Below are 22,164 nucleotides of genomic sequence, written 5' to 3' on the forward strand. Positions count from 1 at the left end.
CAGCGCTCGGATCTCCGGAATATGCATCAACCATTGAGGTTTGGCCGGCAACAGCAGTTTCCCCCTGCTTCTCTATGTTGGCGCACAGCTGTGTCCAAACGAGCAAAAATCGCTAACGATAATGGGTGTTATCAACCACGACCTTCCAAATCCTCAATCACCCTCCTCTGCCAACCGATTGCTCCTGGTCAAGCCGGTTTCAATCCATCACGATCAATCCATGGACATCGCCTTGCTCGCTCCCCAGGCCTCGGATGCCTGGGCAGCCATGACCCGCCTAGTCCTGGACGGGGTCTTCTCACCCCACACCAAACGCGCCTACTCCAAGGCGCTCCACGACTTCTTCCTCTGGTATCAGCACTCCGGACAGATGGGATTCCGCCGTTCCACCGTGCAGGCTTTTCGTGCCGAGCTGGAAGCCTTAGCGTTGGCGCCAACAACAATCAATCAGCGGTTGTGCGCCATCCGAAAGCTGGCCCGAGAAGCGGCCGGCAACGGACTCTTGGATGATCCCCTGGCGGAGTCTATCTGCAGCGTCCGGGGCGTTCCGCACAGTGGGACAAGGACTGGGCGGTGGCTCGACCGGGATCAGGCCAGCCAACTCCTGTCGTTTCCAGACGCAACGACGCTCAAAGGGAAACGGGATCAGGCACTGCTTGCGGTGATGGTTGGATGCGGTTTGAGAAGGAGTGAGGTCAGCGCTCTTACTTGGCAACACATTCACATGGTCGAACGAAGATGGGTGATCCTCGACCTGATTGGGAAGAGAAACCGGATCCGGACAGTCCCGATACCATCCTGGGCAAAAGTCGCGTTAGACGCTTGGTGCGAGGCCGCTGAGATATCCGATGGCTTCCTGTTTCGCTCGATGGACAAAGCGGACCGTCTCCGGGGCACAAGCCTGAGCTCCCAGGCTATTTGGAGCATCGTCACGGGCTACGGCGTGGACCTGCATCTAGAATTCGCACCGCACGACTTGCGCCGCACTCACGCCAAACTAGCCCATAGAGGTGGCGCGGCCGTCGAACAGATTCAACTGTGCCTAGGGCACTCCAGCCTGCTAACCACGCAGCTCTACCTGGGACTGCAACTGGACCTCCACAATGCTCCCTGCGACAGGCTTGGGCTAGGGTAGAACTAGGCGGAGGGTCTTGGACTATAGCTCATACCCGTTGGACGGGCCTGTAATCGCCGCGGAAATTGGCGCACACTTGACCGGACTGACATCATGGGACACGCCAAACAGAATGTGACTCTGGTTGTCGAGGAAGAACTACTTCTGGCGGCTCGGAAGGTTGCCCTCGATCAACGAACCAGCGTGAATCAGCTGGTGCGGGAGTATCTGGCGGCGCTGGTGGAAGAGCCAAGCCGAAGACGATTGGCCCGGGCGAGGTTGAAAACGGCTTTCGAAACTGGCATTGTCGGGTCGGTGACCGGAAGTGGAGCCGTGAAGACGTTTATGACCGGTGACAAGGATCTGTGTTTCGTCGACACCAACGTGCTGGTGTACGGCTTCGATAAGAGCAGTTCGCCTAAGAAGCGGGTCGCGCAACGGTTGCTGACCGAATTGATGGAAGAGGACCGGTTGAGAGTGAGCACGCAAGTGCTGCAGGAGCTTTTTGTAACGCTGACCAAGAAAGTGAGCCAGAGTTGCTCGAGCGAGGAGGCCCTGGCCGTCCTGGAAGATCTGACGGCGTGGCCTCTGATGGTGATCGATTATGCGGCGGTTCGAGCGGCGGTTGGGTTGGCTGACCAGGCGAGACTTTCATTCTGGGACGCCCTGATCGTTGTCGCTGCAGCGCGGACCGGGGCGGCGGTGCTCCACACCGAGGACTTAAACGATGGGCAAGCGATTCTAGGCGCTCGAATCTGCAATCCGTTTGCGGCTTGATCACTTTCGTGACCAGTGCGCATCACTCTCGAAGCCGAGACAGGGAGCGCCGTCTCGGCCGTTCGACCACAAGCCACCCGGCTTGCTAAGGCAGCAGTTCTCTTGACAGGCGTCTCACCTTGCGGTCGAGCCCGCGCAGAATGGATTGCCCGGCGTCCCTCCAGCGGCCGGCGGGGAGGAGCAGTTGACGCCGGACGCGCCAGCATGGTTTAATCATCCCCGCGAAGCTTGGCGCATGGCAAAACGAACATATTGGCTGGGTCGGTTTACCGTCACGACATGGCAGAAGTTCCTGGACGACGGAGCGAGCGTGTGCGGGATTCGAGAGACGGATTGGGATACGCTGAACATGGCTGAAGTTGGGGACTACTTGCTGTGCTACGCGACGAATCTCTCACGCTTCGTCGGCATCCTGGAGGTAACCCAAAGGGACTACAAAGACACAGCCGACATCTGGGATCCGGTGTACCCCAGCAAGTTAGGTGTTCGAGTTATTGTACAGCTGACCCCCGAGACGGCTGTGCCGATCCTTCTGCTCCAATACCAGCTAAGTATTTCCAAAGTTGGTGACTCACCACTTCCGTGGAAGGACGCCGTCCGACGCTGGCCGTCCCCCTGGATAGAGGCAGATGGGGAAGCCGTGGTAGATGCTCTCCTAAGGGCTAAGTCCGCCCCCCCGTTGTCAGACCGCTTAAAGTGAGGCGGCATCTGCTTTGGCGTGCGCACCTTTCGGCCGAAGATCTCCCTGTCTCTGAGCGATGATTCCGGCGCGAACCGCCAGCGAACTCTGCGGTATGGAAGAGCAGCTCAAACTCAGCTACAGTCTGTCGGAGAACGCTCAGGACGCACAAGTCAGCGTCCTCACAGGACGGACCACCTCGCATCGCGCCACCATCAGCACATCCAAGACGTATAACCTCCAACGTGACTGGGTTCTTAAGCCCAAGATCTTCACCGAACTCAAGAATGCCCAGTCGATCGTACTGGCTCAACATACTCGTCTGGCCATACTGGTCGTTCACCTGAAGGCGCTACTACTCCGCATTCGCAGGGCGCTTCCGCACCGCCAACCACAATCGTGTCATCAGACCCGGTGCCGATAGCATGGCGAAGGATGGGCCCGGAACCTCTGCGACATATACCTTCGATTCGCTCTGAACCGGCGGCCCATTGGGGCGGCTCAAAGCTTCGCACAGAGCTGTCTGCCCGACGCTCAGTCTCTCGCGGAACGTATCGGAATCAACCTCCCAGCGCTTGGTGACATCCAGCGCCGCGGCCTGCTGAAGCAACGCGATCAGGTGCTTTCGATGCCCCCCTGCCAGCGACTGCATATTTTCGAGCAAGTGCCGAGGTTCATCGGCCCGGCGAAACAGTTCCAACACGTAAAGCTGAATCGCGACCACAACATGATCCCGCTTGGCGGCATACCAAGCCTGGTATCGCTCCGGCAACGCGACCACAAACTCATCGTCGGCAATGCAGACACACGCATAAAACGCCGACTCGGCTTCGCATCGGGAACGATCGCAACTGCCCAGAACGGCGATATAGCCAATCGCCGCTTCAATCGGATGCGGACCGCTGTCGAATTGTTTAAAGCTCACCAGAACTGAACGACAAAGCTGAGAGAGCGACTTCGCGTCTCCTATCTCATCCGCAATACGCTCCGGATTGGGGGCAACGAATAGCCCAGCGCGTCGGTGATGTTCGCGCATCGTGAAAATCTTCCTCTCCCAAATACCCGGAAGCGAATCTGTGCTCGACTTCGTGCGGGATCCATGGCGTTACTCGCGCGATTCTATCATTCCACCAAGCAGCAGTTCCAACACTTACTCCAGCCAGAGTTGCGCAGTGGAAATTGCCAGCTACACGCCGCGTCTGTTGAACCAAAGCAGGGGCCAAAGCGGGCGATGACAGGCGAATCACCGGTCTGCGGAGTCGGTACCGTAAGTCCCCCCAAAGAACGAGTTCTGGTTGATGCGGGTTTCACCTCGCGGGTATGGTGAGTAGGCACTAGCATAGCCCCAGTGATCCGAGCGGATATCTTGGCAGCCTTGCGCAGAGCGTCGTCGCCCAAAGGCACGTGGTGTGGACACCAGATGACCTGTTGGACGAAACGCACCGGAAGGAACACACCAAATGATCGTTGGAGAACCAAGTACAATATTCAAATAATGTCGCGATGGAAGATTCTGGTGGCCGACGATAGCCTTGTCATGCGTAGGCTGCTTGGATCCTCCCTCGAGAGCTGGGGATATGACGTCATTTGCGCCGGGGACGGGGGAGAGGCATGGGCCGTGCTCTCTCAACCGGATGCACCGCAGATTGCAGTTCTGGATTGGATGATGCCCGTTCACAGCGGCCCGGAACTCTGCCGGATGGTTCGCGGGTTGCGCCACAACAACTACACCTATCTCATCCTGCTCACGTCGCGAGGACTCACACAGGACACCGTGGAGGGTCTCAGTGCTGGCGCGGACGACTATATTGTTAAGCCATTTGAACGACAAGAGCTTGAAGTTCGCCTCCGCGTTGGCCGCCGGATTATCGATCTCCATACCGAACTGATTGCCACCCGGAAGGTGCTTCTGGAGCAGGCCACCCGCGATGCGCTGACCAAAACTTGGAACCGCGCCGCAATCCTGGAAACGCTTGACCGCGAAGCCTCGCGCTGCCTGCGCGAGGGTATTGGGTTGGGGGTCCTCATGATTGATCTGGATCACTTCAAACGCGTCAACGATACTTTCGGCCATCAGGTGGGCGACGAAGCTTTACGCGAGGCCGCCAGAAGAATTCAAGGGGCTAGGCGCGCTGGTGACTCCTTCGGCCGCTATGGCGGTGAGGAGTTCATCATGGTCGTGCCCGGATGCGACGATTTCCGTTTGTTCACGCTCGCCGAACGCCTCCGGCTCTTGCTGGGAAGCGAACCCTTCCTGATCAGCGGCCATCAATTGAGGCTCACGGCCAGCTTTGGAGCCTGTTGCGCTGCGCCCGGCTCTGCCGAAAGCGCGAAAGACCTTGTCCGCTCTGCCGACTCAGCCCTCTACGAAGCCAAACGGGGCGGCCGAAATCGGACAGTCCTGGCAGAATCGCTCACGGTGCCGCATTACGAAACAGCTCAACCTCAATCGATTGAAGGAATCTGAAGTCATAAAGTCCGCCGCCAAGTGGCTAGCCGATAAAGAATTCAAGACGCCGGAGGAAAGCACCGATCTCGGCCTCCGCTGCGTCTCACGATCCCGGGGAGTGGTGTTGCAGAGAGCACTGCGTTGCCGATGGAGCGGCTGGGAGCAGAAATCCTGATTCGGAGCCGGGGCGGATTGGACGGCGGTGGAAGCGTGGTTCGCCCAGCCAGTGCGAGGGCCACCTGGGGAGGGCTGAGGGCAGATGCTCCGGCGGGGGCCAAACCAGGTTGGAGGTGTCCGCCGCAGCGAATTCAGGCACGCCAAGATTGCTATCCAAAAATGGTAACCACCGCCGACTTCTTCTCGGCTTGGGACACGATTTGGAGAGTTGGCAATCGACGCAGGCCTAGGTCAGATCACCGATCTTCCTGAGCCCCATAACACTTTACGGGCCAGAACCGGCACTCTGACTATGTATAGCGATGGGCGGGAAACGGTCCCCTTGGGTGTATCACCTCCATGACACAACGCCGTCCTCAATGGCGAGGATCTCGGAACCCACCGGCGCGTAGAGGTCCACGCCGGCGTGTTTACGAGTCCCGCTGGCTCGGGACGAGCCGAATGACTGGGGACTGACCCGAAAGTATTCCTTCGGTCTGAAGCGAAGAGCGAAACAAGGCATGTTACTTCACAGGATAGAGGGGGATCTGGATCGCTTTGTAGGCCGGGAAGTCCTTCAAGTTCAGGGTGACCTTGATGGAGCCGGGCGGCGGTTTGGTGGGGTCGTAGTCAGGCAGACCGCCAAGCATGTGGCTTTCCGGCGCCCTACCGATTCAGTCCGGCCGGGATCAGATCTGGATCTGTGGGCGGTGTGTGCCGGCGTCCTGCTCGAGGAAGTCCCGAATCTTCTCAAGGTCGTTGTGGAGGGCGTAGATCAAGGCGCCGACGGCGGCCAGAAACTGGTCGGTGCTGTCGAAGTCGATGTGCAGGCTGGACGGCGTCAGCACGACATGGGCGGGCAGGGACTGAAACCGGCTGCTGAGCATTGCGAGAGCCTCAGCGTCGCGGGCCACGTGGGTGAGATTGGCCAGCACCTGGGGGCGGATCTTCTCCAGAAACGCGGCCAGGCGGTCGTGGCGGCGGATCTCGTGGTCCAGCCGGCCGCCTTCGGCCAGCAATTCCTCCAGGCGGGCAATCAGTGCAGGCCGCCGGCAAATCAGCGTATTGCCGGGGCCGGGCTCGGCGCCGCAGTGGCGCAGCAGCCGCCAGGCGACGGTTTTTGAGACGCCCAGCAGTTCCTCGAGCTGGCGGCGGTCCACCCAGTCGCTGGTGGAGAGCCGGAGCGAGTCGAGCGCGGCCGGAATCCGGTGGCAATAGGTGGGGTGAGCGGGCATAGTCGAGGCTCCCCCGACTCTATCAGGTTTGCAATAATCGTTTCCAATGAGTATTTTCTAGCATGCTATAAGTCAACATTATAATATGTTAAGAGGCAATCATGCCATTCCCCCTGCAAAAAGCCCTCTTCTGCCCCTGCGGCGCCCCTGCACCCCCCAGAACCCCGCTCTGCCCCCGCTGCCGCCAGCAACTCGCCAACTCCCGCCGTCGCTTCGGCGGCCTGCGCCTGGCCGTCCTCAACCGCGATCGCCACCACTGTGCCGCCTGCGACTCGGTCCCGATCCGCCCCCATGTCCACCACCGGTGCCCCGGCTGCCAGGAATCCGCCCAGCTGATCACACTCTGCCCGCGCTGCCACGTCCGCATCCACAAGTTGGCCCGGTTGCCGCGGGTCTGGCTGTCGCCGCTCCTCGCCCACCTCTGGCAGAAGCAGCACCCCGGCGCCCCGCTTCAACTCCAATTGGCTCTGGCTGCACTAGAGTCGTTGGCCTGACGGAATGGCACTAATAATGCCACAAAAGCATGGCATAATAATAGCAAGGTCACCAATATGAAGAACTTCCATCTGCCACTTCCAGAACAGGTCTACGCTCAACTCCGGGCTGAGGCCGACCGAAACGGAGTGCCTGCAACCACCTTGGCGCGCGACGCAATCAACTTCTGGCTGAGGAATCAGGCAAAAGAGGCCCGACACAATGCAATCGCGACCTACGCCACACAGATGGCTGGTACGGAGCTCGATCTTGATTCGGACTTGGAGTCGGCCGGCATCGAGTCACTTCTGGACGCCACAGGAGATTCCAAGTGAGGCGCGGAGACGTTTACTGGGCTGATCTTGTCCCGCGATCCGAATCAGAACAAACGGGACGCCGCCCTGTGGTCTTGGTGTCTCATGATGGCTTCAATCAGACACCAGAATGGAGGTCCATTATAGTCATCCCGCTCTCGACTTCAGCCTCACAGGCAGAACGCGGTCCTACTGTCGTCGCAATTCCGGGCGGTACCTCTGGTCTGACTAAACCTAGCGTCGCAGTCTGCCATCAAGTGACCACTTTAGACCGCTCGAAATTGACGAGCCGGATAGGCACTCTTTCCCCTGACCTGCTCAAAGAACTGGAGGCTGCATTGAAAGCAGCACTGGATCTAGATACGTAAACGACCGCCAGCTAAAGCAGGCGGCTTTGAGCTAACCATGCAAAACAGCTACACAGTTGCTCAGTCGGGAGTTGCCGCCCTCGGCACACTCCCGGCTTGTGTTGCGGGGATCGACGGCCACCAGCGGGATACCCGCCAGTTTGGCCTTGTACGTCAGGAAGAGACGCAATTGAGAGAAGGCCCACGAATGCAGAACTGCACGTTGTTTCCGCCCGGCCTGAACTCGGTCACGGATACCGCCCAATTCTTCAACGGCGATACCTTGTCCAGTGCGTTCAGCTTCAACAACGATCTGCTTGGCAATGTTGTGGTTCACCCAGGTCGCAAAACGGGACTCCTGCCCGGCGAGTTCCTTCAGCCTTCGCTTCGCGGCCCGGGTCTGTTTCTTCTGGAGAGTGGATCGCAACCGACGATGCCGGTGCCGTACACCCTTGATCTCACTCCCGCTGTAGTTCTTCCCATCGGAAGTAGTGGCGATATTGGCGACTCCGAGGTCAACCCCAACAAAGTCGTGGATCTCGACAGGCAGATTGTCGGGCATGTTCACCGTGCAGAGCAGGAAGAACTTGCCACCACGGTAGACAAGATCGGCCTGCCCCTTGATGCGGTCAAACCGCTCTTTCTGGTAGTCCCCGTAAACCATCGGGACGATCACCCGGCCTTCTGGCATGGCCCACAGGCTGACTCTATCGACGCCCTTGAAGCTGAAGATTCTCTCGTCGTAAGTGATTGCGCCGTGCGGTTTGAAGGTGGGGCAGATCTTCTTATCCCGAGCAAAGACTTCCACGGCCTTGCCGATGGCACGGACGGCCATTTGAGCCGAGAGGCCGAACCGCTCACGAATCTCGCGGTAGGCGAGTTTGTGGATGGACGGCTGACTGAACACCTTGGCGTCGAATCCGCACTTGGCCGCGAACGTGGCCGCTTCGTTCACGTTCTCCATCGTCAAGAAGAGTCGCTGACGCTGTTCGGCGTCGGGCAAGACTTGAAGTTGGAGTGTCAGTTTCACTACTTAGGAGTATATCACTCCAAAACACAGACAGGAACCAGAAAGGAAAGCGGGAACAGGGCGTGCGTTGCACGCCGCGCTATCCCTCTGTCGCCTAAAGGCAGCAGTCTCCCGCGCTACGAACTATGAGTTCCTCGGCCCTCCAGCCCCTGCCGCCCGACTTGACCGACGTCCGCCGCCTCGTGCTGGACGCCGTTTCCAGTCCCACCACGAAGAAGATGTACGCCAAAGCCCTCGACGATTTCTTCGTCTGGTGGGCAGGGCAGGGGAGGCCTCCCTTCGCCCGGGCCACCGTGCAGGCGCACCGCGCCTGGCTGGAAGAGCAGGGCTATAGTCCCTCCACCATCAACCAGCGCCTGGCTGCGTTACGGAAACTCGCCCGCGAGGCCGCGCTCAACGGTCACCTGGGGCCGGAAGCCGCAGCCGGCGTCACGCAGGTATCCGGTGTGAAGCAAAGCGGCACCAGGGCAGGGAACTGGCTGACCCGGGAACAAGCCCAGGCGCTGCTCGATCTGCCCGATGCGCGGACATTGAAAGGCAAGCGCGATCGCTCCATCCTTGCATTGCTGCTGGGCTGCGGTCTGCGCCGGGCTGAGGTCACCGGCCTGGATGTTGGCTTGGTTGAGCAGCGCGATGGCCGCTGGGTGATTCCGGATCTGCATGGTAAACACGGCCGGGTCCGCACCGTGCCGGTGCCGGGCTGGGTCAAACACGCTGTCGACGTTTGGAGTGAGGCCGCTGGTTTGACCGAAGGCCGGCTACTGCGGCGGATGAACCGGCACGATCAGGTCAGCGGCACTTCGTTGTCGCCCAACGCCATTCTGTCGCTGGTTTCCTCATACGGAGCCAAACTGGGCGTGAAGCTCCAGGCCCACGACACGCGCCGCACCTGCGCCAAGCTCTGCCGCGCCGCCGGCGGCGATCTGGAACAGATCCAACTCCTGTTGGGCCACGCCTCCATTCAGACCACGGAGCGCTACCTGGGAACGCGGCAGAATCTGGCCGACGCCCCCAACGACCGGCTTGGTTTGACGGCAAACGGTGAATGAGGAACCATAGGCTCCGCCAAACACTCGGGATATTCCAGATGCGCTAATCTCGGAGAGCGGAGTGACTAGTACGCGATGCAGACTCAACTCGCCAAACAGGAAGTGATTGAAGAAATGACGCGGCGGCTCGTTGAGTTTTACGGGCCTGTCCGCATTTATCTCTTCGGCTCGGAGGCTCGCAACGAAGCGGGGCCGGACAGCGACCTTGATTTTCTTGTGGTAGTGCCTGACGACACCCCTGAAGTGATGATGCGGAGCAGCGAGGTGTATTCGCGCCTCTCTGGATTCGGTATACCGAAGGACGTGATCCCGTGGCGACAGAGCGATTTCGAAAGCCGTGCAACCTATGTCAAGGCATCCTTGCCCGCGACGGTAGTCCGTGAGGGGAAACTGCTATATGAGTCCGCGTGAGGCTCTGGTTACGGAGACGCGGGAGTGGCTTGAGCGCGCCCAGGCAGACCTGGATGCCTGCGTCGTTCTAATCTCGGCTGGATTAGCGCCCGAGGCGCTGTTCCATGCCCAGCAATGTGCGGAGAAGTCTATGAAAGCTATCCTCACCTGGCACCAGGCTTCTTTCAGGAAGACGCACGACCTGGACGAGTTGAAACACGCTTGTCTGCCGCTTGCCGGAGGCATCGCTACTGAATTGGCCGGAATAGAGCGGCTCTCGCAGTACGCTTGGCGCTTTCGCTATCCCGGTGCCCCGTATTCTCCTGAGCGGACAGAGGCGGAAGAAGCCCGGCACGCAGCTGGTCAGCTTTTCAACACTGTAGCCGCTTGGCTTAGATCACAGTTTGGTGAGTAAGTTCATGAGACTTCCCGCCTGACACCCTTTGTACCTGCAAAGGCGGGGATTCTCAGGTTCGGAAAAGTGCTCACTTGAATTCTTTTCGTTTCACGATACGCGCCGCACCTGTGCCAAGCTGTGCCGTGCCGCGGGCGGGGACCTAGAGCAGATCCAGCTTTTGCTGGGCCACGCCTCCATTCAGACCACGGAGCGCTACCTGGAAACGCGGCAGAATCGCTCCGAGGCTCCCAACGACCGGCTGGGCTTGACGGCGGAAGGTGATTGGCATCCTCCTTGCCCTAAAGGAGGGGAAGTCCCAACTCAGCCTGGGATTCGCCGACATTTATCGCCACGCCAGCGAGGCCTCATCGGCAATTGTCGGCATCGTTATCTCCCCGGAGGCCAGGGATTCACAGACGAGGTGGAAGTGGTTTGCGGGGAGTATTTGCTCGAGACGTAATGGCCCTGCCGTCGTGGACGGCGGACGGGAGGACAAGCCTCTGCTAATTTCCGGATCACCCTAAAGAAACAGACAACATCCTCCGATACAGCCTTGTAGACTGACACTGCCATGAGCATCACTTCCATCCTCCATACAGACCCTCAAAAGGTTGAGACTCAGTTGGATACCCTCGCTGGTGTTGAGCGGCGTCGCGATGAACGGGTTGAGGTTGATTGCCAAGCCTCACTATTCCTCCTACCTGAGGAGGCTGGATCTATTCCAGCACGCATCGTCGAGATCTCGTCATCTGGTTTGAGAATCGAGATCGGCTCTCCGCTCAAACTTGGCACTCTGGTTCGGGTGGATCACCTGGACTCACTGAACCTCGGAGAAGTGGTTTGGTGCTCCAGAGGGACAGTCCTTTACTCGGTAGGAATTCGGATCGAACACAGTCTGCTCAACTTGATGCGAATCCAGAGCCAGGCCCGCGACTTCTTGGGAGACAAGCGACGGGCGTGAACGGGCTGTCTCCCGAAATAGAGCAGTGATGAATCCGTGCCCAAAGTTCTGTAGTTGGACTAGTCAGTTCATCCTCACCCGTCATGGTCGTCCAATCGCTAGGATCGCCCCCGGGAGAGACCGTCAGCAAGATGAGATCAATCGAGCTATCGCTACGATTGCCTCAATGCGCAAACACACAGGACGAATCACCGTCGATGAACTGCGATCGGCCCGGAATGAGGGTCGAGAGATTAAATTCCTTTAGGTCTCGATTGGCTGCTTCTCGCTTGAGAACACGGGCCGTCAGGCTGTCTTCCTGGATTTACGTACTTCAAATCGACTGACAGCTTCACGGCGAATATCGCCCCCGTCCTGTCGCGTCCGCTCCGTCGGATCGCCGCCCATGATGCCCTCTACAAGCGGGGCTTCTAACTTGCCCTGAGCTTTGCGCTTTTCGTCGTTGCGGGTCAGCTCTCGAATGTATTCACTTATGCTGCTATAGCGGCTCGAGCCGACCTGATCCGCAACGAAGTCCTTGAGCTGGTCGGGGAGAGAAATGTTCATGGTCGGCATGGTGTCCCCCTCTTGGCTTGACCGCTATCATCTATGGCGGGTAATGACAATATTTGGCATCTTAATGACGTAGGCACTCAGAAGCTGAGAAGTTTCAAGCGCCGCCGGCCCTGAAGCCGTAGCAGGTCAAGAACTCTGAAGCGAGAATGAGCAGTTCTGCGGTGCGTAGCGGTGTGAGAGCTACGCGGGCCGAGCCTCGTTCGGCTCGACCCGCACTAGGCCTCGGCGACTTCCTGCTTGGTGATGCCTTGACGGTCTTCGGGCTGTCGCCGGAGGAAATCCAGCATCGCAGAAAGTGAATAGGGTGGTGTAGGGCCGGGGGAACTACTAATATCAAGAGTTAGCAACGAGAGGCTATTCGTTGCTGAAAAGCGAAGAGAAAAGGTTCCCCGATGCGTAGTGGACAGAAAGTTCTGGTGACCGGCTCATGCGGTCTGATCGGCTCAGAGGTCACGCGCTCGTTCGCACGGCTCGGCTTCTCCGTCACAGGCATCGATAGCAACCACCGGGCTGTGTTCTTCGGTCCGGAGGGCGACACCAGTTGGGCGCTGGAGCAACTGGTGGCCGAGATTCCTGACTACCGCCATGTGGCGATGGATATTCGTAATCGTGAACGCCTCCTGGCCCTGATGAAAGAATTGAAGCCGGACCTGATCATTCATACCGCCGCCCAACCTTCGCACGATCGCGCCGCGGCCATCCCTTTCCTCGATTTTGAAGTGAACGCCCTGGGCACGCTGCATCTGCTGGAGGCAGCGCGCCAGAGCTGCCCTGAATCGCCGTTCATCCACATGTCCACCAACAAGGTGTACGGCGACAGGCCCAACACGCTGGCGTTGGCCGAGCTGAAAACACGTTGGGACTACGCTGACGCCGCCTACGCCCACGGCATCGCCGAGGACTTCTCCATCGATCAGAGCAAGCACTCTCTCTTCGGCGCCTCCAAGGTGGCGGCCGATGTCATGGTGCAGGAGTATGGCCGCTACTTCGGCATGCCCACCTGCGTGCTGCGCGGCGGCTGCCTCACCGGGCCCAACCATTCCGGCGTGGAGCTGCACGGCTTCCTCAGCTATCTGGTGAAGTGCAACGTGGAGGGGCGCGAATACAAGGTGTTTGGCTACAAGGGGAAGCAGGTGCGGGACAACATCCACTCCGAGGACGTGGCCGCCTTCATGCACGAATTCTGGAAGGCGCCGCGCGTGGCCGAGGTATATAATCTCGGTGGCGGGAAGAGCAACTCCTGCTCCGTGATCGAGGCCTTCCGCCTCGCCGAGGACGTCACCGGCAAGCCGATGAACTGGCGCTATGTGGACGAAAACCGGATCGGCGATCACATCTGTTACTACAGCGATTTGCGCAAGATGCAGCACCACTACCCGGCCTGGAAACTCAGCAAGACTTTGCCGGTGATCTTCGCCGAAATCGCGGCGAGCTGGAAACAGCGTCTGCCCGCCGGGGCGCTATGAGAATCCTCATCACAGGCGTGTGCGGCTTTGTGGGCAGCACACTGGCGGAGTGCCTGCTAGAGCGCGTGGAGGGCATCCACATCGCCGGCATCGACAACCTGATGAGGCCGGGCTCGGAGACCAACCGGGCGCGGCTGGAGCGGCTGGGAGTGGAGTTCGTTCACGGGGAGCTGCGCTCGGCTAGCGACATCGCCGGCCTGCCCGCCTGCGATTGGGTGATCGATGCGGCGGCCAATCCGAGCGTGCTGGCCGGGCTCTCCGGCGAGGGCAGCAGCCGCCGACTGTTTGAACACAATCTTTCCGCGCTCGGCAACGTGTTGGAATACTGCCGCCAGCATCGCGCCGGGCTGTTGCTGCTGAGCAGCAGCCGTGTTTACTCCATACCGGCGCTGTGCTCCATTCCCCTATGCGTGCGCGACGCGGCCTTCGTGGTGGATGAGGCCGCCGCGCTGCCGCCCGGACTGAGCGTCAACGGCCTGGGTGTGAGCTTCTCCACCGCCGCGCCGGTTTCTCTCTACGGCGCCACCAAGCTAGCGTCGGAGATCATGGCGCTGGAATACGGCGCCGCCTTCGATTTCCCCGTGTGGATCACGCGCTGCGGCGTGCTGGCCGGGGCAGGGCAGTTTGGCACGCCGGCACAGGGCATCTTCGCCTATTGGATCAACGCCCATCTGCGGCGGCGGCCGCTGCGCTACATCGGATTTGACGGCGCCGGCCACCAGGCGCGGGATGCGTTTCATCCGCGGGATCTGGCGGCGCTGCTGCTGGCCCAGATGCGCACCGCCCGCGCCGCCGGACAGCGTGTCTACACGGCCGGCGGCGGCGTGTCCAACACCATGTCTCTGGCGCAGCTCAATGCCTGGTGCGACGGACGATTCGGCCTCCATGCGCCACAGGCCGATCCCGCGCCGCGCCAATACGACATCCCCTGGGTGACGATGGACAACACCGAGGCCGCCCGCGATTTTTACTGGCAACTGGAGATGAAGCTCCCGGCGATTCTCGACGAGATTGCCCAGCACGCCAGCGCGCATCCGGAGTGGCTGGAGCTGAGCCGCGCATGAAATCGCCGCCGCCCGTGCCGCGTGAGCCGCTGTGGCTGCTCTCCGTAGTTCTCCCCGCCCGCGATGAGGCGGGCTGCATCGGGGCCACGGTGGAGCATCTCCATCTGGAGTTGCGGCTACATGAGATTCCCCATGAAATCATCGTGGTGGACGATGGCAGCACGGATGCCACCTGGACTCTGCTCCAGGAACTCCACGCCCGCATCCCGGAGTGCAAGCCGGTTCAGAACCTGGGCGAGCACGGCTTTGGCCGCGCCATCACCTACGGATTTAGTCAGCTCTCCGGCGACGCCGTGGTGGTGATGATGGCCGATGAATCGGACGACTGCCGCGACGTGGTCCGCTACTGGCAGATGTTGAACGAAGGTTGGGACGCTGTCTTCGGCTCGCGCTTCATTCGCGGCGGCGGCGTGATCGATTATCCCACCCACAAGCTGGTGATCAACCGCTTCGCCAACTTCTGCCTGCGCGTGCTGTTCAGGGTGCCGCTGAACGATTTCACCAACGCCTTCAAGGCCTACCGCCGCACGGTCATCGAGGGCTGCCGCCCCTACCTCTCACCCCACTTCAACCTCACCGTGGAACTGCCGCTCAAGACCATCGTGCGAGGGTACAGTTGGACCGTCATCCCCATCACGTGGCGCAACCGGCGCAGCGGGGAATCGAAACTCAAGCTGCGCGAGATGGGCAGCCGCTATCTGTTTATCGCGCTGTACTGCTGGCTGGAGAAGTATTTCAGCCGCGGTGATTACCGTGTGCGGTGACCGGGGCGGCGAGGCTGGCAAACTACCCGCGGATCGAGGATTCCAGTGAACAAACCGAATATCGTCAGACTTGCAGCGATCGCCGTATTGGCGGTTGTGGTCACCGGAGCCCAGGCCGATCCGTGGGCCGCCTTACGTTTTCTGGAAGGAAAGTGGGAGGGCCGGGCAACAGGCGAGCCAGGGGAAGGCGTCAGCTCACGGGAGTACCGATTCGACTTGAACGGGCGTTTCCTGTCTGCTCGTAACAAGAGCGTCTGGGCGCCAAAGTCGCCGGGAGGCAAGCCCGAAGTGCACGAGGACATCGGCATGTACAGCTACGACAATGCGATGAAGAAGCTGGTCCTGCGGCAATTTCACGGGGAAGGATTCGTCAACGAGTACACGCTGGACTCTGTTGGTCCGGATGGAAAGTCCCTTGCGTTCACAACAGTGCGAATCGAGAACATCGCGGCAGGGTGGAGGGCCAAAGAAGCAATTCGCATCCTGTCGCCGGATGAGTTCATCGAGACGTTTTCACTAGCGGCGCCAGGAAAGGACTTTGAGGCATATTCTGAGTCTCGCCTGAAACGTGTGAAGTGAGAGGAGAGCGTGAAGGGTTGCGGCATTATAATGGTTATACTAATGCCAGGAGCGACGCCATGACTGCACTCAAACTGACCGCCATCGGAACTTCTTCCGGCGTAATCATCCCCAAGGAGATGCTCTCGCGGTTGAAGGTCAAAAAGGGTGACACGCTGTACGCCGTCGAGACGGCGGAGGGCTACCTGTTGACGCCTTACGATCCGGCGATCGACGAGCAACTCCAGGCCGGCCAGCAGTTCATGAGAGAGTACCGCGACACGTTCAAAGCCCTTGCAAAATGAAGACGCCGCCGCGTTGGATCGCTGAAAAGGCTCTGCTCCTGCTGCATGAGGAGAGTCTGGCCGCTTTTGGGGGCGCCCGCGGATTCCGGGATCGGGCGATGCTGGAATCCGCGCTGGCCCGCCCGCTGAACACCCACGCCTACCGACCCGGGAGCACTATTGCGGACCTGGCCGCTTCGTATGCTTACGGCTTGGCCAGAAACCACCCGTTTGTTGACGGCAACAAGCGGGCTGCGTTCCTTTCCATCGGCGTGTTCCTGGCTTTCAACGGCCTGCGTCTGGCGGCGGACCAGGTGGACGCCATCCAGACGATGCTTGCCGTGGCGGATGGCTCGCTGGACGAACAGGGCCTGGCTGCCTGGATTCAGAGCAACAGCGTGCCCAGGTAGCAGGCCCGGGCGGCCGTCCTGGCTTATCCGCCGCACCGGCGACTTTTGCTGGCAACATCTGCGGCCATCCAGGGCAGTATGCTACCGTCAGGGGTTATGTTGTCGAAAGTGATGCTTCCGTGACGGGTGATCGAAATAGGCGATGGTTGATTTTGGTTTCGGTCTTTCTGGCGCTGTTCGGGATTGTGGTCACCCTGCAGTGGACCAAAGGGGCGCTGGCCGCTGAATTTGGCGGCGATTCGGACGAGCCGGCCCACTTTGTAACCGGGCTCATGACGCATGACTATTTGGCGGCCGGCATGCCATGGCCGCCTCTGGCATACGCGCAAAACTACTATTTGCATTACCCAAAAGTCGGGATGGGCCACTGGCCCCCGGTCTTTTACATGGTGCAGGCGCTGTGGATGCTTGTGTTTGGCGTGTCGCACGTATCGGTCATGCTCCTGATGGCGTCATTGACTGCTTTTTTGACGACCGTGGTTTTTGAGATTGCCAGCCAGGAATTTGGGCTGGCGGTGGGAATCGCTACTGCGATCCTCTTCCTCACATCCAAGGCCATCGCTATCGGCAGCATGCTGGTCATGACGGAGATTCTGCTCACGCTCCTCGTTCTTTTCGCAACGTTGGCTTTCGCACGCTATTTGGATGAGCCCGTGTGGCGGAACTCGGCGTGGTTCGGGCTTTGGGCCGCCCTGGCGTTGTTGTCCAAAGGCAGCGCGGTGTTGTTGGTGGCTGTGCCGCCCGTTGCCGTCCTGTTGAGCGGAAGATTCGGGTTGCTGCGGCGGTTCTCGTTCTGGTGGCCGGCTGTCTTCGTGCTGGCGGTGGCCGGTCCCTGGTATCTGCTGATTCCCGGAGCGCAGCACGAAAAGGTGCGCCGTTTCGGCGATGTCCTGTTCATTCCAAGCCGTTTTAGAGGTTCCTTGCTGAGCTGGGTTGATTTTGTGGGGAAGCTGCTCAGCCTGGCCATGATTGTGGGTCTTTTCGTATTGGGGCGGATGATCTATCGCCGCCGGGCGAGTGGATTGTGGATGACTGGGACGGCGCTGCTGATTGGCGCAATCCTGTCCCGGTTCTTCATCGGCGCCTGGGAAATCCGTCATCTCGTCGTCTGCGTTCCGGTGCTGATGCTGCTGGCTATGCTTGGCGTGCAGTCTTTGCGCCAAGTCCTGGTTGGTATACCGGCGAGGCTGCAAACGGGCGTCCTGGCCATCATTGTGGTTGGGTTGGCGGCGTGGAACATATCGCAAATCCCCACCAAGAAACAACGTGGCTACTCCGAGACGGCCGCCAGCCTGATCGCCGATACCAGCCTCAAGGATGCGGCGCTGCTGGTGTGCTCGAACAGCACGGGCGAAGGCGTGTTCATCTCTGAAGTGGCGATGATGGAAAAGCGCCCGGGCCATCGTGTTCTACGCGGCTCCAAAGTGCTTGCCGTCATAGACCTGATGGGATACACCTACCAGCCGCGCTATGACGACCACGAGAAGATGCTCGCCGCGCTAGAGAAGATTCCTGCCGGAATCATTGTCGTGGACCGGGCCGGTTCTCTCACGCGGCACGGACAGATGCTCATGGAGGGTCTGCGCCGGCATCCGGAAAAGTGGGTGCAGACGCCGCCTGCCCCTGGCTCGGACCGGGGGGGAGATATCCGCGTGTTTCGCTATGTGGGGCGAACCGAAGTGTCATCCCGATGATTCGGCGCGGCGGGAACGTAGACTCGTAGACTCAAAAGATGCACTGGGTATCGCCGAATCTCGCCGTAACGGGTGTCCTGCTCCTCGCCGGCTGCGCCAAGCCGCCCGCCAAGCCGGTGGAGGATCTTGGCGGTGGACAGAACGTTGCACACTTCAAGCTCACGTCCTTGAAAGGGATCCGCAACGGCGATCGTCTTGACGTTCAGGCCGTGTACGGCGACGGCTCCGGCCGGCTCGCGGTCTCCCTCCACTTCCAGGTGACTCCGCCCACGCACCTGGAGTCCGGCGCCTGGAACGGTCTTGGCGGTGACGGCACGGTGCACGAACGGACATCGACGTTCCTCGGCGGTCAATCCGGGCCTCCCAGCATCGGCGGGAGTTTTGATCTGCTGGCGCCGGACGGCCGGCCGCTATACCGCGTCAGCATCCCGGTGCAGCCGCTGGGAAACCCGCTAAGTGACGCGGGCCGATGGGCGCCGGCCCGCGCTGCCGGTCATTTCCCGGGTGTCAGTGGTATCTGGATATTCCCTCCCGCAATGTTCAATGGTTCGAAGGTGAGTAAAGGTATGAGCTGACCCGCTTGATCTTTCACCTGAATGCCGAACCGGTCATTTGCGCCGGGGTCGCCATTATCGATGACCGTCGCCACGAAACTGTGATTGCCGGTGCCGGCGAGTACTGCCTTGCCTTGAATGGCCGCCGAGTTTCCGACGATCACTAGCGGGCTCAATGCATTGCTCGACAATTTGACGTCGCCCGCTGGCTGGTGCTCGATGTACAGCAGCGAGCCCTGCGCGTTGCCGTTCTTCAGGAACTTCAGGGTGAAGCCGAAGTTGGCATGGTAGCCGTTGTGCAGGATGGAACCGCCTCCGGTGACAAAGCCCAGCGATGGATCGTACACGCTCAGTACGGAACTGCCCGATCCCGTGTAGTAATCGCCCCCAATGCGGATCTCGATCAGGTACAAATTCACAGCCAGACCAGTGAAGGCACAGGCTGCGCGGAGTGTCCCCGGCGTTGGCGTCGAGGTCTGTGCAGTGCATTGCAGCGTCGTGCCACCCAATTGGGGGATCAGCCGGAATGAAACCGGCACGGCGTTCTGAATGTCTCCGAGGCCTCCGTCCGCCACCTCCACAATGTCGGCCTGCAAAGTGACAGGGCCGGCTGTGCCACCGGCTGTGTTCACTTTAACGGCTGCTGGATTTGAGCTGAGAGGCGTAACGTTGGTGTCTTCCCTGCTTACGGTGAGCGTCGCCGAGCCCGAGCTACCCAGGTAGAGCGGATTGCTGCTGACGAAATAAGCGCCGATCACATGATTCCCCGACGCTGCCTGTATGACGTGGGAAAGCGACGCTACGCCGGCGGTGACCGGTGCGCTTCCCACCAGGGTTCCATCCAGACGAAACTCCATTGTGCCGGGGACGGCGGGAATGACCGACGCTCTCAGCAATGTTGTGTCACTGTATTGACCGCTAGCCGCGGTGGCTGTCGTAAATGTCAGCTGTTGCACCACGGTGATATCGGATGCCGTGTTGTTGTCGGGGGTTCCATCAAGCGCGGACTGCAACGCCGCCACGTTCGTCAGACTGGGCGCCGAACTCAACGAGACGTTCACTGTTACCGTGATCGGCTGATAGTTGGTATTCGGCGCCAGGGGGTCGCTTCTTGTGCAGGATGCGGTTGCTGTGGCGCAGCTCCAGCCAGTTCCTGAGAGGCTCGCCAGCGTGAGACCGGACGGCAGACTTTCGGTGACCGTTACCGGACCCATCGATGGGGATGCGCCGATGTTCCGGACGTTGATCTGATAGATAGCACTGGTTTGCCCCTGGTAAAAGGCGCTTCCGTGCGTTTTACCAATCTGGAAATCGAAGGGCGCGAGCAGGTTCAATGCCCGTCGGGCCATGACGATGCCGTAGCCTGAATCCCGGTCCCAGCCTGGCTCTTCAATGTCGAGCGCCCCGTAGTACATGGCCTGCTTCAGTTCCTCCGGAGTGGCTGACGGCTTGGCCGACCAGAGTAGCGCGCCCACCGCTGCCGCATGGGGTGCGGCGGCTGAAGTCCCGCAGAACGGCTGGAAGCCGGGGGAGGCCGTGCTCACACAGTCGGCTGCGGCGATGTTTACCTTAAACAGTTCCTGTCCGCAGAAATATGTCAGACAGCCGGGCGTAGCCGGAATCCCGTCCCACGTGTAGAGCATTCGCCGCGGTCCGTCGGAACTGTAAGTTTCCACCTGGGTTGTTGGACCTCCGGGAAAGACGCCGCCCGCTGCCGTCGCCACGGGCACCGCGCCTACCGTCACTGTGTTGAATGCGGCGTGGTGGCCGAAGGTCTGGCCGGGTGTTCCGTATTGCAGCCGGCCCCTGTTGGTATTCACATGCAGAGCCCGCGCCGCATCCCCGTCGTACAGGATCACCACGATTCTGGAGCCTGCCGGCGCGGGGCCGCACCATTCCGTTGGGGTGGAGTCTGCTCCATGTTGTCCGTACGTGGAGGAGCAGACGACTCCGTTACTATCCACCACGTAAAGGTCGTAGTCGTTTTCGGACGAAGCGTATGGGTCGGACCACTGCAACGTCACCGGTGAATCATTGCTGCTCGCCGCCAGGATCGTGTTTCCGATGTCGCCGTTGCTGAAGACGTGAGCGAGCTTGCCATCGTAGATGGCGAGGGGATTGAAGTTCCCTTCCCACACGCCCGAGGTCCCGTCGTTGAAGTTCCCGGAATTGCCGGCGGAGCTGAAATAGAGCCGCCCCGCCAGTGTCACCAAGTCCACAGCGATGGACACAAATCCATCCTGAAACGCGGCTTCGAGGGGATAGCCGATGTCGTCCACGATGATTTGGCAGCCGGCCTGGTGAAGCGCCATGATATTGGCCTCCATTTGAACCTGGCCGCCACCGCCGGTGGCGAAGAACAGATTCGCCCCGGGAGCCATGTCGTGAATGATCTCGAGCATCGCCGTGCCCTCCGTGCCGGAGCCAGCCTGATTGGGAATCACGGTTACCTGGGGCAGTTCCCCGGCCGTAAATAGGCTGTTGAGGCTGTCAACGCCATCCGAGAGCACCCCGATGTTGATGCCCGTGCCGTCGATCCCAGCGGCCCGCAACTGGTCTGCCTCGTGGGCCACGTCGCCTTCGGTCTGAACCGTGCCCGCGAACGAGAAGAGCCCAAGATACGGTAACCGGCCCAGGCTCGCCAGCAATGGCCCCGCCGCCGCTCGTCTGATTTGCGCGGGCAGCAAACTCTTTACCGTTGCCAACCGCTGAGCGGAATCGATGCGCTGGGGGACGAGCCATGGAGCCGTGGTGGTGGGTATCACTCGCCCTGTCATTGGCTGCTCAGCACGTAACAGAGACGTCACCTCGGGGAGGGAAGCCAGCTCTTCCAACCGCTGCAGACGGATGCGGATGCGCGCCGCCCCCCGCTGGGGATGCGAGTTCACCACTTGCGCGCCCAAGGATTGAATCTGCCGGAGCAGCGCGTCCGTAATGGTTCCGCGTATGTCGATTTCGACCCGTCCGCTCGCGTCGCCCTTCACCCCTTTGGTCATCCCGGGGATATCCTGGATGCCCGGAGCGACTTCCTGGCCTCGCTCCCGGCGGGACGCGTACAGCAAGTGGGGATCTATCTTGCGTTGCGCCGGCGTCCTGGCCGCCTTCTCCTTGTGAATCGCCCGGATCATCTCCTGGGCCTTGGGCGAGATTTTCGGCTGCGCTTTCGCTGGCATGGCGAAAAGAAAAAGTATGCCTATGGAAAGGCAAACCGCTACAAATCTTCGGCGACTGCGGTCAATGACGAGTGGGTCAGTCACGAGAACCTCCTCCGGGCAGAATCAAGACAACGCTGCACATGAACCGAGGTCTTTATCGGGCCTCCAAGCCGCCACCAATTGTACACCTGATTGCGATAAACAGACCTAGTTATCTGGAGTTGTCGCATCGTGTGTCACGCGGAATGGACACCTGGCGAGCGATTCTACGGTACTCGGGCGAACTCC

Annotated in this window: 24 protein-coding genes; 18 read left to right on the forward strand and 6 right to left on the reverse strand. The window is 60.2% G+C overall.

Annotated elements, in window-relative coordinates; translation table 11 throughout:
• The first annotated feature begins 220 nt into the window (after window positions 1-220).
• The 3 genes from VGM51_02285 (at window position 221) to VGM51_02295 (ending at window position 2,591) form a co-directional block, all read left to right on the forward strand.
• Window positions 221-1,135, forward strand: coding sequence for a tyrosine-type recombinase/integrase (locus tag VGM51_02285; GenBank protein HEY3411863.1), 915 nt, complete (start codon window positions 221-223; stop codon window positions 1,133-1,135).
• A gap of 93 nt (window positions 1,136-1,228) precedes the next feature.
• Entirely contained in the window at window positions 1,229-1,891 is a 663-nt protein-coding gene (locus VGM51_02290; GenBank protein ID HEY3411864.1) for a PIN domain-containing protein, read from the forward strand.
• A 235-nt stretch (window positions 1,892-2,126) separates the two neighbouring features.
• Complete coding sequence (locus VGM51_02295; protein ID HEY3411865.1) at window positions 2,127-2,591, forward strand: hypothetical protein; 465 nt, start codon at window positions 2,127-2,129, stop codon at window positions 2,589-2,591.
• 334 nt (window positions 2,592-2,925) lie between these two features.
• On the opposite strand, the gene VGM51_02300 is transcribed toward VGM51_02295, so the two are convergent.
• Window positions 2,926-3,606: a hypothetical protein gene (locus tag VGM51_02300; protein HEY3411866.1), complete on the reverse strand. Its 681-nt coding sequence runs from the start codon at window positions 3,604-3,606 to the stop codon at window positions 2,926-2,928.
• Between the two features lie 480 nt (window positions 3,607-4,086).
• Between VGM51_02300 and VGM51_02305 the strand changes: the two genes are divergently transcribed.
• Window positions 4,087-5,037: a diguanylate cyclase gene (locus VGM51_02305; GenBank protein ID HEY3411867.1), complete on the forward strand. Its 951-nt coding sequence runs from the start codon at window positions 4,087-4,089 to the stop codon at window positions 5,035-5,037.
• A 662-nt stretch (window positions 5,038-5,699) separates the two neighbouring features.
• Here the strand turns inward: VGM51_02305 and VGM51_02310 are convergent.
• Together VGM51_02310 and VGM51_02315 are read right to left on the reverse strand one after the other, a co-directional pair.
• Window positions 5,700-5,825, reverse strand: coding sequence for a hypothetical protein (locus tag VGM51_02310; protein ID HEY3411868.1), 126 nt, complete (start codon window positions 5,823-5,825; stop codon window positions 5,700-5,702).
• Window positions 5,826-5,864: 39 nt separating this feature from the next.
• The gene (locus VGM51_02315; protein HEY3411869.1) at window positions 5,865-6,410 is read right to left on the reverse strand and encodes a hypothetical protein; all 546 of its coding nucleotides are present in this window, start codon (window positions 6,408-6,410) and stop codon (window positions 5,865-5,867) included.
• Between the two features lie 101 nt (window positions 6,411-6,511).
• On the opposite strand from VGM51_02315, the gene VGM51_02320 reads away from it, so the two are divergent.
• Window positions 6,512-6,904 carry a hypothetical protein gene (locus tag VGM51_02320; GenBank protein ID HEY3411870.1) on the forward strand — a complete coding sequence of 131 codons (393 nt, stop codon included), beginning with the start codon at window positions 6,512-6,514 and terminating at the stop codon, window positions 6,902-6,904.
• A 57-nt stretch (window positions 6,905-6,961) separates the two neighbouring features.
• The gene (locus VGM51_02325; protein HEY3411871.1) at window positions 6,962-7,219 is read left to right on the forward strand and encodes a hypothetical protein; all 258 of its coding nucleotides are present in this window, start codon (window positions 6,962-6,964) and stop codon (window positions 7,217-7,219) included.
• A gap of 378 nt (window positions 7,220-7,597) precedes the next feature.
• On the opposite strand, the gene VGM51_02330 is transcribed toward VGM51_02325, so the two are convergent.
• Window positions 7,598-8,575 (reverse strand): transposase, encoded by a 978-nt coding sequence (locus tag VGM51_02330; GenBank protein ID HEY3411872.1) that lies wholly within the window; start codon window positions 8,573-8,575, stop codon window positions 7,598-7,600.
• 125 nt (window positions 8,576-8,700) lie between these two features.
• Here VGM51_02330 and VGM51_02335 point away from each other — a divergent pair, with 125 nt between their 5' ends.
• From VGM51_02335 to VGM51_02350, 4 genes are all read left to right on the forward strand, one after another.
• On the forward strand, window positions 8,701-9,624 hold the full coding sequence (locus VGM51_02335; GenBank protein ID HEY3411873.1) for a tyrosine-type recombinase/integrase: 924 nt from the start codon (window positions 8,701-8,703) through the stop codon (window positions 9,622-9,624).
• 75 nt (window positions 9,625-9,699) lie between these two features.
• Window positions 9,700-10,035: a nucleotidyltransferase domain-containing protein gene (locus tag VGM51_02340; GenBank protein ID HEY3411874.1), complete on the forward strand. Its 336-nt coding sequence runs from the start codon at window positions 9,700-9,702 to the stop codon at window positions 10,033-10,035.
• The gene (locus VGM51_02345) at window positions 10,022-10,429 is read left to right on the forward strand and encodes a HEPN domain-containing protein (GenBank protein ID HEY3411875.1); all 408 of its coding nucleotides are present in this window, start codon (window positions 10,022-10,024) and stop codon (window positions 10,427-10,429) included. Before VGM51_02340 ends, VGM51_02345 begins: the two co-directional genes overlap by 14 nt.
• Window positions 10,430-10,457: 28 nt before the next feature.
• Complete coding sequence (locus VGM51_02350; GenBank protein HEY3411876.1) at window positions 10,458-10,871, forward strand: site-specific integrase; 414 nt, start codon at window positions 10,458-10,460, stop codon at window positions 10,869-10,871.
• Window positions 10,872-11,657: 786 nt separating this feature from the next.
• On the opposite strand, the gene VGM51_02355 is transcribed toward VGM51_02350, so the two are convergent.
• On the reverse strand, window positions 11,658-11,927 hold the full coding sequence (locus VGM51_02355; protein ID HEY3411877.1) for a type II toxin-antitoxin system ParD family antitoxin: 270 nt from the start codon (window positions 11,925-11,927) through the stop codon (window positions 11,658-11,660).
• A gap of 392 nt (window positions 11,928-12,319) precedes the next feature.
• Here VGM51_02355 and VGM51_02360 point away from each other — a divergent pair, with 392 nt between their 5' ends.
• The 8 genes from VGM51_02360 (at window position 12,320) to VGM51_02395 (ending at window position 18,742) form a co-directional block, all read left to right on the forward strand.
• A complete protein-coding gene (locus VGM51_02360; protein ID HEY3411878.1) occupies window positions 12,320-13,393 on the forward strand; it encodes an NAD-dependent epimerase/dehydratase family protein in 1,074 nt (357 codons plus the stop codon).
• A complete protein-coding gene (locus VGM51_02365) occupies window positions 13,390-14,457 on the forward strand; it encodes an NAD-dependent epimerase/dehydratase family protein (protein ID HEY3411879.1) in 1,068 nt (355 codons plus the stop codon). The genes VGM51_02360 and VGM51_02365 overlap by 4 nt, the downstream gene beginning before the upstream one ends.
• Complete coding sequence (locus tag VGM51_02370) at window positions 14,454-15,221, forward strand: glycosyltransferase family 2 protein (GenBank protein ID HEY3411880.1); 768 nt, start codon at window positions 14,454-14,456, stop codon at window positions 15,219-15,221. Before VGM51_02365 ends, VGM51_02370 begins: the two co-directional genes overlap by 4 nt.
• A gap of 45 nt (window positions 15,222-15,266) precedes the next feature.
• Window positions 15,267-15,800: a hypothetical protein gene (locus VGM51_02375; GenBank protein ID HEY3411881.1), complete on the forward strand. Its 534-nt coding sequence runs from the start codon at window positions 15,267-15,269 to the stop codon at window positions 15,798-15,800.
• Between the two features lie 59 nt (window positions 15,801-15,859).
• Window positions 15,860-16,084 (forward strand): AbrB/MazE/SpoVT family DNA-binding domain-containing protein, encoded by a 225-nt coding sequence (locus tag VGM51_02380; GenBank protein ID HEY3411882.1) that lies wholly within the window; start codon window positions 15,860-15,862, stop codon window positions 16,082-16,084.
• On the forward strand, window positions 16,081-16,473 hold the full coding sequence (locus VGM51_02385; protein HEY3411883.1) for a type II toxin-antitoxin system death-on-curing family toxin: 393 nt from the start codon (window positions 16,081-16,083) through the stop codon (window positions 16,471-16,473). Before VGM51_02380 ends, VGM51_02385 begins: the two co-directional genes overlap by 4 nt.
• A 119-nt stretch (window positions 16,474-16,592) precedes the next feature.
• On the forward strand, window positions 16,593-18,167 hold the full coding sequence (locus VGM51_02390; GenBank protein HEY3411884.1) for a glycosyltransferase family 39 protein: 1,575 nt from the start codon (window positions 16,593-16,595) through the stop codon (window positions 18,165-18,167).
• Window positions 18,168-18,205: 38 nt separating this feature from the next.
• Window positions 18,206-18,742 carry a hypothetical protein gene (locus VGM51_02395; protein HEY3411885.1) on the forward strand — a complete coding sequence of 179 codons (537 nt, stop codon included), beginning with the start codon at window positions 18,206-18,208 and terminating at the stop codon, window positions 18,740-18,742.
• Here VGM51_02395 and VGM51_02400 read toward each other — a convergent pair.
• The gene (locus tag VGM51_02400; protein HEY3411886.1) at window positions 18,661-21,978 is read right to left on the reverse strand and encodes a post-COAP-1 domain-containing protein; all 3,318 of its coding nucleotides are present in this window, start codon (window positions 21,976-21,978) and stop codon (window positions 18,661-18,663) included. The genes VGM51_02395 and VGM51_02400 overlap by 82 nt on opposite strands.
• Window positions 21,979-22,164: the final 186 nt, after the last annotated feature.

It is taken from the genome of Armatimonadota bacterium, assembly GCA_036504095.1.
Classification (GTDB): Bacteria; Armatimonadota; DTGP01; order JAKQQT01; family JAKQQT01; genus DASXUL01.